The following is a 15,146-nucleotide window of genomic DNA, read 5'->3' as shown; positions in this document are numbered from 1 at the left end:
AAATGTAAGCAAAATCGGCCTAATTCCCATGAATAATACGGCATATTTGAGGTAGGTGGATAGTATGTGAATAGCAAAAAACCAATATGGGGATGCATTATTTTTTTCTCTCATCCATACTGGCGAGCAAAGCGGTTCCAACCGTCTCTTTTACACCCGTAAAAATGGTCTTCCAAACCAGGTTGAAGAAGGACTTTTTAGGATCTCTCTGAAACCTTGGTTTTACAATTCTCACTGCCTCGCCGGGAGAGGGGTTTTCATTTTTGATGGCCATCAGGTTGGCCAGCAGGCTGGCAAGCCCTTTCCTTTGATTCCCGTTAGGGTCTTTTTCCTCCTTCAGCATGGAGATCTTTAGATTGGAATACAGGAATTTCAAGGTGCCGCTGGCACTTCTTTCATTACCCTGGAAGTTGAATTCCAGCTCTTTTATCTGGGCAGACCTGATCTCTACCATGCCCAAAGGTTTTGTAACGGGGTTAAATTCCTTCCCGTCCATATTATTCAACTGCCCTGAAACGCTAAAAGCCCCACTCTCATCTCCCAGGATAAAATCGAAGCTGGCCCTGAGCTTACCACTTTTCATCAGGATGGCATGAAGGTCCACGGTGCAATGTTTGTTCTGAGCAACCAGGGAATCAATATTCGTGATATGCCTGAAAGTGCCCCCGGCCCTTTGGAACTGGATCTTGCCGGTTTCGCCGTTTTTAGGGTTCAATTCTGTATAGCTCACATCCACCCCGCTGGCAGTCAGGGTATCTATTTGCAGCGGCAGCTTCAGTTTGGCCAGTAACTGGTTGGGGAACTGACCATATTTATCCCCTGGCGGCATGGGGAGTGCCCTGTTGCGGTAGACATTTAATTCTCCGCCATTGATACTGCCACTTTGTATATGGAGCCTTTGCCGTTGAAGGTCAAACCTGGACAGTCCTTTCAGGTTGATATTCCTGAAAACCAGCTGGAACATGTCTTTCTGTGTTTTGATCTGTTTGTCGAAATCCGCCCTGTTGTATCGCGGCTTCAGTTCTACTTCTCCTACATCCAGTATTTCATCAGTAGCATGGTAGGTGACCTTCTTCACATGCAGCCAGTACAAACTGTCCGGCGTGCGGTGGTCCCATTTTTCCAGGCTCACGTCAAAGGCCCGGGCATATAAAAAGCGGGTAGGGTCACTTTGGCTGAGGGAATCTATCTGCAGGCCGCGGATATTTACACCCACGTCTTCCAGTTTGCTGATCACTTTACTGCTATCCTTCCCGATCTGGGTAAAGGTTAGTTTGATCTTATCCATGTACACCCTGCCGATGCTGAAATGGCGGATGTTCTTATTCACGACTTCGTAAAAACTACGTTGCTGGGTAGTGGTATCCACACTCCGCTGATCTTCCGTGATAACCAGTTCAGGATCAACAAGTGAGAATGAGCTGGCGTCCACCTCTTTGTTCAGGAAATAGCGCCACAGCTTCATCCGGCTCACCTGTAACCGCTCCATTTTGGCATTGATCAGTACTTTTGGGGCCTTTTGCTGCGCCACAAGTCGTTGATAAACAGCGCTATCCGGAATGAGGGCTACATGATGTATGATAAGGCTGCCATTCAGCAGGTTGAGGTCCAGCCGGCCATAGGCAAGTGTATAAAGACTGTCAGATCCTTCCTGTACATACCGCCTTAGCTCTTTGTCCAGAATGCCCTTCCAGTGTACGCTCAGGTACCATGTTACGCCTGCCGCAGCAAATATTAGTACGACCGCTACCGTTATGATGATCTTCCAGGTTCTTTTCATTATTATAAGATGTTGCTAAATTTGTACCAATTCCCTTGGTTTGTAACCTGTTTGTCAAACTAATAATATTATAACAACGATTCGTTAGTTTTGTGCTGCAAACGATGAAGGAAGTACACGAGATATTATCACTGGCCATCCCGCAACCGGCACTGAGCGACCACCTTCAATTGGCGGAAGCTGATACTGTGGCGGTTCCTGACTGCCTGGACTATAACCTCCAGCGGTATGTATTTGATCGTCCGCTGCCCGTAGAGGATGTGGCGATGGTGGTTTATCAGCCTGCCAAACGTGGCCAGTCTGCCATGATCGAACTCCGGTATTGCGTAGCAGGCAGTAAGTATTGCAAAAACCCTTCGTGTACAGATCAGCTTTGTGCTGAAGGGAAAAAGAATGATGATTGTAAGGAGAAAATGCCTTCTGTAGACATGATCACCGTTCGCTTTCAACCAGCTTTCATCCAATCCCTGCAAAAAGGAAATACTTCCTTCTCCCTTTTTGAACTGCAATCCAAGAAACCTTTTGTAAAAACCATTCAGCCCTGTACCAAATCCAAAACGGTATTGGAGCAAATGGTACATCATAATTACGAAGGCATCCTTAAAAATATCTTCTTACAAAGTAAAGCCCTGGAGCTGTTGTTATTCAGCTCTGATCAGTTTATCCAGAATGATACGGATGAAAGATATGGCTGCCGCTTCCTCACACATATGGAAGACCGGGAGAAGATCGAAAAAGCCCGTAGTATATTATTGGATCAGTTGGATGCACCTATTACCATCCGCGACCTCGCACGCCGCGTGGCCATGAATGAATGTTACCTGAAGAAAGGTTTTAAAGCCATGTTCGGTACTACCATTTATGATTACTTCCAGAAAGAAAGAATGGAAAAGGCAAAGGGTTTACTTTATGAAAAAGGGCTCTCCGTTTCAGAAGTAGCCATCATGATGGGCTATTCCTGTATCTCTCATTTCTCCACTGCCTTCAAAAAACATACTGGTCTCAAGCCATGTGAGCTTTTGTTGCGCTAGCAGTAAATCTAAAGAAATTTTAAAGTAACTGTGAAACCCGCTATAGCGGCTGTTTACGTGAATGTAACGTGTAAGCGATCTCCCACTCTTTTCATTTTTCCCTTTATGATCATTTGTTTTCCCGATTTGAAAAGTGCTTTCGGAGAGATTGTTCTTTCTTTGTATCACGATCAATGAATATCTATTCACTGTTCCTCATAAGCTTCCTTATCAGATTTGACCTAAGGATCAGCTTGCAGACGATAGTAAAGCCATTATAAAGCAGGGCAGTATCAAACACCACAATGACCTAAAGAATTGCCCTGTGAGTCCGTAAGTTTTTCCTTGTAATTTGCATAAGCCGTTATCTTTCTGATGACGGCTTTTTTTTATGCTCAGCCATTCGGCATGTACTAAAAATGAAAAACCCCGCCCAAAAGAGCAGGGTCTGTCCTATTTATCCCTATACCTATGAAATACTTAATTAATTTCTTTATACGAATTTCTTTAATCAACAATAGTGCCAGCATCGTTCAAAAGTACGGTTTTGGCAGTCCCGTTATCGTCAATATTTATTTTGTAGTAAGATGCCACATCCGCTCTTTCGATCTTCCATCCTTCTTTAACAACTGCGGAAGGATATTTGTTCTTCAAAGTTCCTAAAACTGGTTCAGGTACATTTCCTGCGGGGAATTCGCTACGGGTAGCTATCCAGGTTCCTTCAGCATTATACTCAACGGCAGTCTTCACATTTTCTTTATTTACAGAAGCGATCCAGTTACCAGCAGATGTTTTTGCCCATACTGCATCTGTTGTTCCTGCAAATTGTTCATTTTGCTGAAATGCGTCTTTCACGTTTGCGGGAGCTTCTATTTTTTTTGTTGCTGCTGCTTTGGTTTTTTTTGCTGAAGTTTTTTGCTGCGCAAAAGCTAATCCAGAAGTGAGGATAGCAGCGCACATGAATACGGTTACTTTTTTCATAAAAAGATATGGTTTTTACTGCGTTATACTCTTCTAAATCTTAAACCAAAACAATGCCAAAAACGCAAAGTAACTATACTTTATTGTAAATTACTCAATTTCCGGGTCACTTTTTTCATAAAAACGTTATTTTTTATGAATGGTAGCAGGGCTCTGAATCCTCCCTGTATTTTCGTAACTTCGCAGAATTTTATAGCCACAATTAATAGCCCGAAAAGAGGGATTTTTATATGTCCAGTAAATATCGTGAATACAGTCAGCTGAATTTACCACAAATAGAACAGGATATACTGCAAGCATGGGATCAGCAGCAGATCTTCGAAAAAAGCGTCACCAATCGTGATGGGGCAGCGCCATTCGTGTTTTATGAAGGCCCGCCCAGTGCAAATGGATTACCTGGCATTCACCACGTGATCTCACGTGCCTTAAAAGATCTTGTATGCCGTTATAAAACCATGCAGGGTTTCCAGGTAAAACGCAAAAGCGGATGGGATACCCATGGCCTCCCTGTTGAATTAGGAGTAGAAAAGGCATTGGGTATCACGAAGGAAGATATTGGAAAAAAAATATCTATTGCCGAATACAATGATACCTGCCGTAAAGAGGTATTAAAATATAAAGGAGAATGGGAGAACCTTACCCGTAAAATGGGATATTGGGTAGACCTCCAGGACCCTTACATTACCTTCGATAATAATTATATAGAGAGCCTCTGGTGGTGTTTGCAACAGCTCTATAAAAAGGGCTTCCTTTATAAAAGTGTAAGCATCCAGCCATATTCTCCGGCTGCCGGCACTGGCCTTAGCTCTCACGAACTGAACCAGCCCGGTACTTATAAAGATGTGAAGGATACTACTGTGGTGGCCATGTTTAAGGCCATCGCCGGAGAGAAGTCCCAATTCTTATTTGATGCTGCCGGTTCTGAAGAAGTATTCTTCATGGCCTGGACCACCACCCCCTGGACGCTTCCATCTAACCTTGGTCTTACTGTAGGTGCCAATATTGAATATGTATTGGTGAAAACCTTTAACCCATATACCCATTTGCCGATCAATGTGGTCCTTGCAAAAGACCTGATGGGCAAATATTTCAAACCGGAAGGAGAGCATGGCGATTTTGCTGCCTATCAGCCGGATGACAAAATAATCCCCTGGACCGTACTGGCTTCCTTCAAAGGCAGTGAACTGGAAAATATCCGCTACGAACAGCTGTTGCCATATGTTCAGCCGGAAGAGGGAGACCCCTTCCGCGTACTGCTGGGAGATTTTGTGACCACAGAAGATGGTACCGGTATCGTTCATACCGCACCTGCTTTTGGTGCAGACGACAATCGCGTTGGTAAAAAATATGGTATCGGTATCCTCACACTGGTAGACAGGCAGGGGAAATTCCTGGATTCCGTGGGTGAATTCGGAGGCCGTTATGTAAAGGATTATAAAAATGAACCCGGATATAAAGATGTTGATGTAGACATCGCCGTGAAACTGAAAAAGGAGAACCGGGCCTTCAAAGTAGAAAAATACGAACACACCTACCCGCACTGCTGGCGTACAGATAAGCCAGTGCTGTATTATCCCCTGGATGCCTGGTTTATCAAAACCACCGCGGTGAAAGACAGGATGGTGGAACTGAACAAGACCATCAACTGGAAGCCCGCTGCCACCGGCACAGGCCGTTTTGGTAACTGGCTGGAGAATATGGTGGATTGGAACCTGAGCCGCAGCCGGTATTGGGGAACCCCGCTGCCGATATGGCGCACCGAGGATGGTACAGAAGAGATCTGCATTGGCAGTATAGCGGAACTGAATGCCGGTATCCGCCTCGCGAATGAAGTGCTGGGAGGAGATGTGAATAAACATTACCTGCATGAGGGCATCCTGGACCTTCATAAACCTTATGTGGATGATATCATCCTGGTAAGTTCCACCGGCAAACCCATGCGCCGTGAGCCAGACCTGGTGGATGTTTGGTTTGACAGTGGGGCCATGCCTGTAGCGCAATGGCACTATCCCTTCGAGAATAAAGACACCATAGATAAAGGCCAGGCTTTCCCTGCTGATTTTATTGCTGAAGGCGTGGATCAAACCCGTGGATGGTTTTACACACTTCACGCATTGGGTGTGATGTTGTTTGATAGTGTAGCTTATAAAACAGTAGTATCCAACGGCCTCGTATTAGATAAGAATGGCAACAAAATGAGTAAACGCCTCGGTAACGTGGTAAACCCTTTTGAAACCATCGATAAGTTCGGAGCAGACGCTACCCGCTGGTACCTGATCACCAATGCCTCTCCATGGGATAATATGAAGTTTGATGTGGAAGGTATTAAAGAGGTACAACGGAAGCTGTTCGGTACATTATATAATACGTACAACTTCTTCGCCATGTACGCCAACCTGGACAATTTCAGGTTCAAAGAAGCATACATCCCGCTGGAGCAACGTCCGGAAATTGACCGTTGGATCATTTCCTCGCTGAATACCCTGGTAAGACAGGTGAGCGCCAGCCTGGAAGAATATGAGCCAACGCAGGCCGGGCGTGCCGTTCAGGAGTTTGTGGACGAACATCTCAGTAACTGGTATGTACGTCTTTGCCGCCGCCGGTTCTGGAAAGGGGAGTATGAGCATGATAAGATCTGCGCATACCAGACCTTATATGAATGCCTCGAAAAAGTAGCCCGGCTGATGGCCCCGGTATCTCCTTTCTTCACAGACTGGCTGTACCGCAACCTAAATGAAGTGAGTGGAAGGTTGCCATCTGAGTCCGTTCACCTGACAGATTTCCCGGTAGCAGATAATGCTGCGATAGATACAGATCTGGAAGAAAGAATGCAACTGGCGCAGGATATTTCATCATTGGTATTATCCTTGCGTAAGAAAATGAATATTAAGGTCCGTCAGCCACTTCAGAAGATCCTGATACCTGTGCTGAACCCTCATATGCGGGATCAGTTGACTTTAGTGGAACATTTGGTGAAAAGCGAAGTGAATGTGAAAAGTATTGAGTACCTTACGGAAACGGAAGGTTTCATCAAGAAAAAGATCAAGCCAAACTTTAAAACCCTGGGCAGTAGGATGGGGGCTAAGATGAAAGCAGTAGCTAACGCCATCAATGCATTTGCTCAACATGACATTGCCACGTTGGAAAAAGATGGTGAATTTGGCTTAGTTATTGATTCTGAACGAATTCCAATACTATTATCCGATGTCGAGATCATCTCGGAAGATATTCCGGGATGGACGGTAGCTAACAAAGGTTCGCTTACCGTGGCCTTAGATATTACAATTACTCCTGAATTACTGGACGAGGGCAATGCCCGTGAACTGGTTAACCGGATCCAGAAGATACGGAAGGATAGCGGATTTGAGCTAACTGACCGGATTTCGGTAAAAGTGGCAGATGTGGCGACTTTGAAAACAGCGATAATAAACTTTAATGATTATATTTGCACGGAAATTTTGGCAGATAGTTTGGATGTAGTGCCGCAATTACAGGAGGGCATTGAGGTAGAGGTTAACGATCTTAAGTTCAACGTATTAGTTAACAAAAAAAGCTAATCCCCATGGCAACAAAGAAGAAAGTTGCTAGTAAGACTACTAAGAAGGCGGTTCCGGCCAAAAAAGCTGTAGCTAAAAAGGCGCCCGCTCCTGCTGCTAAAAAATCGGCTGCTAAACCGGCACCTGCTAAAAAAGCAGCTCCGGCGAAGGCGGCTCCTAAAAAAGCGGCATCAAAGGCAGCGGCAAAACCCGCTCCTAAGAAAGCCGTAGTAAATAAGGTAACGGCGAAAGCAGCGCCTGCAAAGGCTGCTCCGGCTAAAAAGCCGGCTGTAACTGCCGCTAAGAAGCCCGTTCCGGCTCCAAAAGCGCCCGTAAAGAAAGCAGCACCTGCTGCTCCGGCGCCTAAAGCCAAACCCGCTCCGGCAGCTACCACCAAGCCCGCAGCTAAATCATCAGCTGCTGCCCAACCGGTTATTTCTAAACCCGTAGAAAAAGTAGATATAATGCCAGCAAAGAATAAACAGGACAAACCAGAAAAGGAGACAGTTAAAAAATCCACTGTTGTGGAACCTGCTAAACGGCTTACGGAAAGACCGACTTCCAGAACTGCTTCTAAATCTTCAGGCAGCAGACCAGTGATGAAAACCGTCACTTATACGCCTGAGTTTACTAAATCCGTATTAGATCAGCCAGATGCACAGGTTGGTCCGATCTACCGCTACAGCGATAGCGAATTACAGGAGTTCAAAGAGATCATCCTGAAAAAGCTGGACGCTGCGAAAAAAGAACTCGTATATCTCCAGGGCCTGATCACCCGCAAGGATGAAGCAGGTACTGACGATACTGAAAATAAATACATGAGTATGGAAGATGGTGGCGGTTCCCAGGAGCGTGAGCAACTGAACCAAATGGCCAGCCGTCAGATCCAGTTCGTTGATCACCTGGAGAAAGCAATTGTGCGGATCGAGAATAAAACTTACGGTATCTGCCGTGTTACAGGTAAGCTGATCGATAAAGCGCGCCTGAAAGCTGTGCCACATGCTACCTTAAGCATCGAGGCAAAGCTGTCCAAAAGCAAATAGTGAACAACTATATAATTGTAAATGGCTGTCCGATAACCGGGCGGCCATTTTTTTATTCCCTCAATTCTATAAGGCCGGGAGACCCCGGCCCTTTTAAATGAAATGTAAAATTGATCATTCGTAAAGCAAAAAACCCCTCAACGAGATATAGGGAGATGATCAATCTACAATGGAAATCTTTGCTCAGGCAGATGCCCCTTCACTATTTTCATGCTTCTTTCTCAACAGCGCAAAAAAGGACCTGTGCGCATCTTTAAGCATATCCTCCAGATCTTCCGATGAAGAAGATCCACTGAATTCTTTCTCCGCATCCTTTATCAGCTCCCGTATTTCTGATAAGGACAAATGTTTACTCCTGCTGATCTCTAATGGAATAGATCTGAAGGTGGCAATGATCTTCTCGTCATTGGCCAGGTCAATTGCTTCATGCAATCGCTCCCGCATAGTCTTTACTTTCATGATTTTCATTTTTACGAATGTAGAAGTCTAAACGAGAAACGCCATGAAAACACGGCAACACTTTGTTAAGTGAAACCGATACTTTCTCAGGGTTTAAAACAAAAAAAAGTGCTTCCCGCAAAACGCGGCAAGCACTTAGGGTATTTCCGGATGATAATCTTTATGCAGGCTTTAATGCTTTCACATCTACATCATCACGATCCGCTTCAAAAGCCTTTTTAATTTGTTTCGCTGCTAAATAAATAAGTCCCGCTGTTGCTACTGCGGCCAGGCTTCCTATCCCGATATTCCGCATCACCTTTTTACTCGGCCAGCGGTTATTCTTCCGTACCGCGCTTCCGGCCTGTGCAATATCCAGCAAAGGGGCCATGCATATATCTTCTATGACCTTATCCGCCATGGTTTCCACTTCCACAAATTGTGGATGGTACGCCACACCAACACCCGCTTCCTGCAACATAACGCGGTCGCTTTCACCATTCCCCACATAGATCACATTCTGTGGGGAGATGTGGTATTTGTCTGAAATATATTTCAGGATATTGCTCTTATCGTAAGTAGCGGATGGATTATTCCCGTCCATGAAATATTCAGGGATGGTTAGTTCACCGGTAGATACGCTGTGGATGAGGTGCAGTCTGTTGGCAAATGCAAAATCAGCCCCCAGTTTATTCTTCATATGATTTGCCACACACTCAAAGCCATCTGTGATAAAACCGCACACATAACCACGTTTCTTTAATTCACGGATCACATGCCGGATGTCTGGCGTTACCGGAATACTGTCTGCCACTTCCAGCAGTTCAGCCAGGTTGCGGCCCTGGAAAAGGGCTGCAGAACGTTCCAGCCTGATAACAGGATCTGAATAATGCTCAAGGATCTGGTACAGCGCATCCTCTTTATCAAATGCCAATGCGGCGAGGTAGGTGTAGTTTTGCGTGAATACTGTTTCATCCAGGTTAAAGATCACCATCTTCTGCAACTTGTCTATGGACTCCAGGATGGAGAACTCCATCTGCTCACGGATGATATTGATATTACCCAGCGTTTCCAGGTTCTGCACCGGAATGCTTTCTGCTTTTCGTAAAATGGTACGGGAAACTTCCCGGCTCATTTTACTCAGCTGTTCCCATGTTTGCATCGCGTTTTCCAGCTTGCCGATATTCACTTCACGGATACGTGCCTGTAATAGATGCATGTCTATCAGCAGGCCTATATCCACACCATAATCATTTTCAAAATGCACCTGCTTCAGCAAAGATTTCCGCGCAGCGATCATGCCACTCAGCGGTTGCTCGAAATGTGCAAGATCGGGAAACAAGATGCTCAGCAGCGGTTTAGCCACTAACTGCGTTACCCTGCCTGCCTGCCGTTCAAAATACGACTTGGTAAAATCTGCTTCATCGTTGACGATCGCATCTGTAAGTAATTCCACCAGGTTTTCAGGATACGTGAGGATGTCCCCGTCCACATACATAATAATATCATGTTTGGCGGCCATCATGCCTTCCCGCATTGAAATGCCCTTACCGCGCTGACTGCTTGTGATCACACGCACTTTCTCTTTCAGCGCTTCCTCAACGGTATTATCTGTTGAATTATCATCCACTACAATGATCTCAATAACACGGGCGGTTTTTTTGATCACCTTGATCACCTGTCTGATAGTAGCCCCTTCGTTGAGTACTGGTATAATTACGGAAATCATAGGTCTCAATGATTTTTAATGAAGAAATAAGGTACCTCCTAGCTCCAAAAATGATACCATAAAAAAAGGCATTCCGCTCGCAACAGGAATGCCTTTTTAATGTTGTGTATTTTTTTATACTATTTAAATTCCTGCATTTCTACCAGCTTTTTGTAGATACCGTTGTTGGCCAGCAGTTGATCGTGCTGCCCTCTTTCCATGATCTCACCTTTATCCATAACAATTATTTCATGGGCATGCTGAATAGTGGAAAGCCGGTGTGCGATCACAATAGTGGTGCGGTTCTGCATCAGCTTGTCCAGCGCCTCCTGTACCAGCTTTTCAGATTCCGTATCCAATGCAGAGGTAGCTTCATCCAGGATCAGAATCGGAGGATTTTTAAAAATGGCACGCGCAATGGTGAGGCGTTGACGCTGTCCTCCACTGAGTTTGCTACCCCTGTCCCCGATAGGTGTATCATAACCATTTTCCAGTTGTGTAATGAATTCATGTGCATTGGCAATCTTCGCTGCTTCTATTACCTTAGCCGGATCTGCATCTGTTTGCCCGAATGCGATGTTGTTGAAAACACTGTCGTTGAACAATATGGCCTCCTGCGAAACAATACCCATCAATTGCCGCAGATCATGCAACTTCAGATCACGCACATCTTTTCCATCTATGGTGATCTTTCCTTCACTCGCATCATAGAAACGGGGGAGCAGATCAGCCATGGTGGATTTTCCTGCACCGCTTTTTCCTACCAATGCAATCATCTTTCCTTTTTCGATAATGAGATTGATATTCTTTAATACATATTGTTCTTCATATTTGAAAGAAAGGTCCTGGTAAAAGATCTTATCCTTAAAGGCAGACACAGCTATTGCATCAGGCTTTTCTTCGATCTCCACCGGTTCATCCAATATAGCAAAGATCCGTTCACCTGCAACCAGGCCTCTTTGCATGGAAGTGAATGCAGCGGATATGTTCTTTGCGGGTTGAAGGATGGTGAAGTAAAAGGTAAGGTATGTGATAAATGCGGCCGCTTCAAGTTCTTTGTTTTCACCCAATACCATATAGCCACCCACCATCACGAGGACTATCACTAAGATCACACCTAATGCCTCTGAAATAGGAGAAGACATTTCCCGCTGGTTGTAAATAGCTTTACTTAAACGGGTAAATGCACGGGTGATGGCACCAAATTTCTGCTGCATATACTTTTCCGCTGTAAAGCTCTGAATGATCCGTACGCCACCCAATGTTTCTTCAGATACGTTGAGCATTTTACCTAACATTTCCTGGCTGTAATAACCTTTCTTGCGGAGTTGTTTCGAAATATAAGAGACCAGCAGGCCGGACAAGGGAAAGAATATCAGTGTGAACAATGTAAGCTTCACAGATATATAAAACAATACGATGAAAGTAGAGATGATGATCAGCGGATCGCGTAGTAATACCTGGATAGAGTTAGCGATGATGTATTCTACTTCAGAAACATCATTCGTCATAACAGATAAAATATCTCCTTTGTGGCGCTTATTGAAAAATGAAAGGGACTGAGTGGTGGCCCGGTCGTATAATTTGTTCCTTATCCTTTCCAGTATATTCATCCGCAGCCGGATCATTACTCTCATACCGAGATAACGGGCAGCATTAGCAACTACTGTAGCCACTCCAATAATTATACATACAAATCCCAGGGCTTTTAACTCACCACTTGTTTCACTGATCCGCAGGAAGTGATATTGGAACAGATCTTTAAAATAGCTGATAGTAAAAGCAAATTCAGGCATAGTGGGCACTGCTGGCTTTTCCGCACCAAACAGCACATTCAGCAAAGGAATCAGCATAGCAAAATTCACCAGCCCAAATATGATCCCGATGATGGAATAGATGATGTATTCCGGGAAATAATGGTGCAAGGGCTTCACAAATGTCAGCAAACGCTTAAAAGTCTTCATTCCTGTAAATTGATGATCTGCAAAAGTACATTAAAAGCGGGGCGGATAACCATATAAAATGGTTAATTTTGGGCGGATTCCCATGGAGGGGAGTTCGGCTTAAATTAAGTAAAATGCAAGAAACTAAAAGGCAAAAGCAGGTAGGGCAACTTGTGCAGGAGGAATTGAGTGATATATTTATGCGTATGGGGTTCAACGTTACAGAAGGAGGCATGATCTCCATCTCTTCCGTGAAAATGACACCGGACCTGCTGGAAGCAAGGGTATATTTAAGCATGTTCCAGATCAAATCCCCCGAGGAGATGCTGGAAAAGATCAATGAGCGGATGGGCGAGATCAGGGGCGCACTGGGCAACAGGGTCGCCAAACAATTACGTCGTGTGCCTTACATCAACTTTTTCCTGGACGATACGCTGGACCATGTGTTCAAGATGGAGGAACTCTTTAAGAAGATCAACGAGGATAAAGACAAGAAGTAAATTACAACATGATCTGGCAGTTCGCACTTCGTTATTTCCGGGCCCGCAAATCCACCAGTGCCATCAATATCATTGCATGGGTTAGCGTGGGCGCAATCGCAGTAGGTACTGCCGCTTTGATCACCGTTTTGAGTGTTTTCAATGGATTTACCGGTCTTGTTAAATCACTGTATTCTTCCTTTTACCCCACCCTCAAAGTAGCGCCGGCTACCGGCAAAACCATTATACTAACTGCCAGCCAGCTCAAAGAGATAGCAGCTATCCCGGGCGTGGCGCATTATTCACAGTCCATCGAGGAAAAGGCCGTGCTGCGTTTTGGTAATGAGCAGACAATTGCCGTACTGAAAGGAGTAGACACTGCGTTCAGATCTGTAGCAGGTTTGCAGGACAAGATCGTACGGGGCCGGTTTGACCTTAGCCACGAAAATGGCTACCAGGCAATATTTGGAATGGGAATAGAAACTGCGCTGGGTGTGGATGTGGAACATAGCCTGGTGCCGGTGAACGTATACATGCCTAAAAGGGATGCGAATAGTAACCTGAATGCAGCGCTTCCGGAACAGGCCCTGAATACCGGGGTGATCTATCCTGTAGGCACTTTTGCCATCCAGCAGGAGTTTGACAGTAAATATATCCTCACAGATATCAGCTTCCTCCGGAACCTATTGAATATGAGCCCCGGGGAAATGTCTTCCCTGGAACTATCCGTGAAGCCGGGATATTCGGAAAAGAAGGTGAAACGGAAGGTGCAGGAACTACTGGGAGATACCGTGAAAGTGCTCACCCGGGTGGAACAGAATGCTACCATATATAATGTTATGCAAACTGAAAAGTGGGTGGTGTATGTGTTCCTGAGCTTTATCTTGGTAATTGCTGCTTTTAATATGATCGGCTCATTGTCTATGCTGGTGATAGAAAAGCAGAAAGACATCACCATCCTGAAAGCCATGGGCAGCCGCAATAGCCTTGTTCAGCGGATCTTTCTCACGGAAGGACTGATCATAGCAGGGACCGGGAGTGTCATAGGGTTCAGCCTGGCCATCACCATTTGTTTATTACAGCAGCATTTTGGCCTGGTAAAGCTGGGAGGCGGTTCTTTCCTGATAGATGCTTTCCCCGTGGAGATGCACTTAGATGACTTTATCCTGGTGAGTGTAACCATCCTCGTTATTGGGGTCCTGGCCAGTTGGTATCCCGCCAAAAGGGCCGCCAGCCAGGAAATAGCACTGAAAGCCACTTAAAATATAAAGGCGCCGTATCAATTGACACGGCGCCTTTTTTATACTTACTTTAAGTTTAGTAATCTCCCAGTGTTTCCGGCAATTGTGCCAGGGCCTTTGCTAATTGCTCATCATTAGGAGCAATGCCATGCCATTCATGGGAACCTTCCATGAAATCAACTCCCTTACCCATACCGGTCTTCATGATGATTACAATAGGTTGGCCTTTACCGGTAAGGCTTTTGGCCTTTTCCAGGGTGGCTACCACTTCATCCACATCATTACCTTTATCAAGATTCAGCACAACCCAGCCAAAAGAGGTGAATTTAGCACCAAGATCACCCAGGCTCATTACTTTATCTGTAGGGCCGTCGATCTGTTGACCATTATAATCCACTGTAGCGATCAGGTTGTCCACTTTATGATGCGCCGCAAACATAATGGCTTCCCAGTTCTGACCTTCTTCCAGTTCACCATCTCCGTGAAGGGAATATACCAGTTTGCTATCTTTATTGAGTTTTTTAGAGAGGGCCGCACCCAGTGCAACGCTCATACCCTGGCCGAGGGAGCCACTGGCAATACGAACACCGGGAAGATGCTCATGCGTAGTGGGGTGCCCCTGGAGGCGGGAATTGAGTTTCCGGAAAGTAGCCAGTTCCGCTTTGGGGAAATAGCCGGAATGCGCCAGTGCACTGTAATACACAGGGGAAATGTGACCATTGGAGAGGAAGAAAAGGTCCTGATCCTTACCGTCCATATCAAATGGTTCGGGGCGATGTTCCATCACCTTGAAGAACAAGGCCGTAAAATAATCCGTACAGCCCAGGGATCCTCCGGGATGTCCGCTTTGCACAGCATGTACCATCCGTACAATGTCCCGCCTGATCTGCGTGGCTATATCTTTCAGTTCTGGCATGATAATTGGCATTTTATAAGCCGCAAAAGTAATAAGAAATTGCCCAGATTCTCAGCGTATTCCGCCTTTTT

General features: G+C 45.3%; 11 protein-coding genes. 5 read left to right on the top strand and 6 right to left on the bottom strand.

Annotated features, from left to right (window positions below; genetic code table 11):
• Positions 1-97: 97 nt before the first annotated feature.
• Complete coding sequence (locus tag BUR42_RS19600; protein ID WP_074241202.1) at positions 98-1,780, bottom strand: AsmA family protein; 1,683 nt, start codon at positions 1,778-1,780, stop codon at positions 98-100.
• 104 nt (positions 1,781-1,884) lie between these two features.
• Between BUR42_RS19600 and BUR42_RS19595 the strand changes: the two genes are divergently transcribed.
• Entirely contained in the window at positions 1,885-2,811 is a 927-nt protein-coding gene (locus tag BUR42_RS19595) for a helix-turn-helix domain-containing protein (RefSeq protein WP_074241200.1), read from the top strand.
• A gap of 486 nt (positions 2,812-3,297) precedes the next feature.
• Here the strand turns inward: BUR42_RS19595 and BUR42_RS19590 are convergent, their stop codons facing one another.
• Positions 3,298-3,771 carry a PepSY-like domain-containing protein gene (locus BUR42_RS19590; protein WP_074241198.1) on the bottom strand — a complete coding sequence of 158 codons (474 nt, stop codon included), beginning with the start codon at positions 3,769-3,771 and terminating at the stop codon, positions 3,298-3,300.
• Between the two features lie 230 nt (positions 3,772-4,001).
• Here BUR42_RS19590 and ileS point away from each other — a divergent pair, with 230 nt between their 5' ends.
• Together ileS and BUR42_RS29595 are read left to right on the top strand one after the other, a co-directional pair.
• Positions 4,002-7,328, top strand: coding sequence for an isoleucine--tRNA ligase (gene ileS, locus BUR42_RS19585; RefSeq protein ID WP_074241196.1), 3,327 nt, complete (start codon positions 4,002-4,004; stop codon positions 7,326-7,328).
• Between the two features lie 5 nt (positions 7,329-7,333).
• Positions 7,334-8,350: a TraR/DksA family transcriptional regulator gene (locus BUR42_RS29595; RefSeq protein ID WP_143197524.1), complete on the top strand. Its 1,017-nt coding sequence runs from the start codon at positions 7,334-7,336 to the stop codon at positions 8,348-8,350.
• Between the two features lie 183 nt (positions 8,351-8,533).
• On the opposite strand, the gene BUR42_RS19570 is transcribed toward BUR42_RS29595, so the two are convergent.
• The 3 genes from BUR42_RS19570 to BUR42_RS19560 all read right to left on the bottom strand — a co-directional run bounded on the left by BUR42_RS19570 (position 8,534) and on the right by BUR42_RS19560 (position 12,460).
• Positions 8,534-8,809 (bottom strand): hypothetical protein, encoded by a 276-nt coding sequence (locus tag BUR42_RS19570; RefSeq protein WP_143197523.1) that lies wholly within the window; start codon positions 8,807-8,809, stop codon positions 8,534-8,536.
• A 160-nt stretch (positions 8,810-8,969) separates the two neighbouring features.
• Positions 8,970-10,517, bottom strand: coding sequence for a glycosyltransferase (locus tag BUR42_RS19565; protein ID WP_074241192.1), 1,548 nt, complete (start codon positions 10,515-10,517; stop codon positions 8,970-8,972).
• Positions 10,518-10,636: 119 nt separating this feature from the next.
• Positions 10,637-12,460, bottom strand: coding sequence for an ABC transporter ATP-binding protein (locus BUR42_RS19560; RefSeq protein ID WP_074241190.1), 1,824 nt, complete (start codon positions 12,458-12,460; stop codon positions 10,637-10,639).
• 113 nt (positions 12,461-12,573) lie between these two features.
• On the opposite strand from BUR42_RS19560, the gene rbfA reads away from it, so the two are divergent.
• Both rbfA and BUR42_RS19550 read left to right on the top strand, forming a co-directional pair.
• On the top strand, positions 12,574-12,939 hold the full coding sequence (rbfA, locus tag BUR42_RS19555; RefSeq protein WP_074241188.1) for a 30S ribosome-binding factor RbfA: 366 nt from the start codon (positions 12,574-12,576) through the stop codon (positions 12,937-12,939).
• Between the two features lie 8 nt (positions 12,940-12,947).
• Complete coding sequence (locus tag BUR42_RS19550; protein WP_074241186.1) at positions 12,948-14,180, top strand: ABC transporter permease; 1,233 nt, start codon at positions 12,948-12,950, stop codon at positions 14,178-14,180.
• Between the two features lie 55 nt (positions 14,181-14,235).
• Here the strand turns inward: BUR42_RS19550 and BUR42_RS19545 are convergent, their stop codons facing one another.
• Positions 14,236-15,075 (bottom strand): transketolase, encoded by an 840-nt coding sequence (locus tag BUR42_RS19545; protein WP_084185714.1) that lies wholly within the window; start codon positions 15,073-15,075, stop codon positions 14,236-14,238.
• Between the last annotated feature and the right edge of the window lie 71 nt (positions 15,076-15,146).

Source organism: Chitinophaga niabensis, assembly GCF_900129465.1.
Lineage (GTDB): Bacteria > Bacteroidota > Bacteroidia > Chitinophagales > Chitinophagaceae > Chitinophaga > Chitinophaga niabensis.
The sequence above is the reverse complement of the archived record's forward strand: the minus strand, read 5'-3'. Positions and strand labels throughout refer to the sequence as shown.

Excerpts from the sequence above, each read along its gene's own strand:
- BUR42_RS19550 (WP_074241186.1), top strand. The coding sequence starts at position 12,948 with ATGATCTGGCAGTTCGCACTTCGTTATTTCCGGGCCCGCAAATCCACC.
- BUR42_RS19570 (WP_143197523.1), bottom strand. The coding sequence starts at position 8,809 with ATGAAAGTAAAGACTATGCGGGAGCGATTGCATGAAGCAATTGACCTG.
- BUR42_RS19600 (WP_074241202.1), bottom strand. The coding sequence starts at position 1,780 with ATGAAAAGAACCTGGAAGATCATCATAACGGTAGCGGTCGTACTAATA.
- ileS (WP_074241196.1), top strand. The coding sequence starts at position 4,002 with ATGTCCAGTAAATATCGTGAATACAGTCAGCTGAATTTACCACAAATA.
- BUR42_RS19545 (WP_084185714.1), bottom strand. The coding sequence starts at position 15,075 with ATGCCAGAACTGAAAGATATAGCCACGCAGATCAGGCGGGACATTGTA.
- BUR42_RS19565 (WP_074241192.1), bottom strand. The coding sequence starts at position 10,517 with ATGATTTCCGTAATTATACCAGTACTCAACGAAGGGGCTACTATCAGA.
- BUR42_RS19590 (WP_074241198.1), bottom strand. The coding sequence starts at position 3,771 with ATGAAAAAAGTAACCGTATTCATGTGCGCTGCTATCCTCACTTCTGGA.
- BUR42_RS19560 (WP_074241190.1), bottom strand. The coding sequence starts at position 12,460 with ATGAAGACTTTTAAGCGTTTGCTGACATTTGTGAAGCCCTTGCACCAT.
- BUR42_RS29595 (WP_143197524.1), top strand. The coding sequence starts at position 7,334 with ATGGCAACAAAGAAGAAAGTTGCTAGTAAGACTACTAAGAAGGCGGTT.
- BUR42_RS19595 (WP_074241200.1), top strand. The coding sequence starts at position 1,885 with ATGAAGGAAGTACACGAGATATTATCACTGGCCATCCCGCAACCGGCA.
- rbfA (WP_074241188.1), top strand. The coding sequence starts at position 12,574 with ATGCAAGAAACTAAAAGGCAAAAGCAGGTAGGGCAACTTGTGCAGGAG.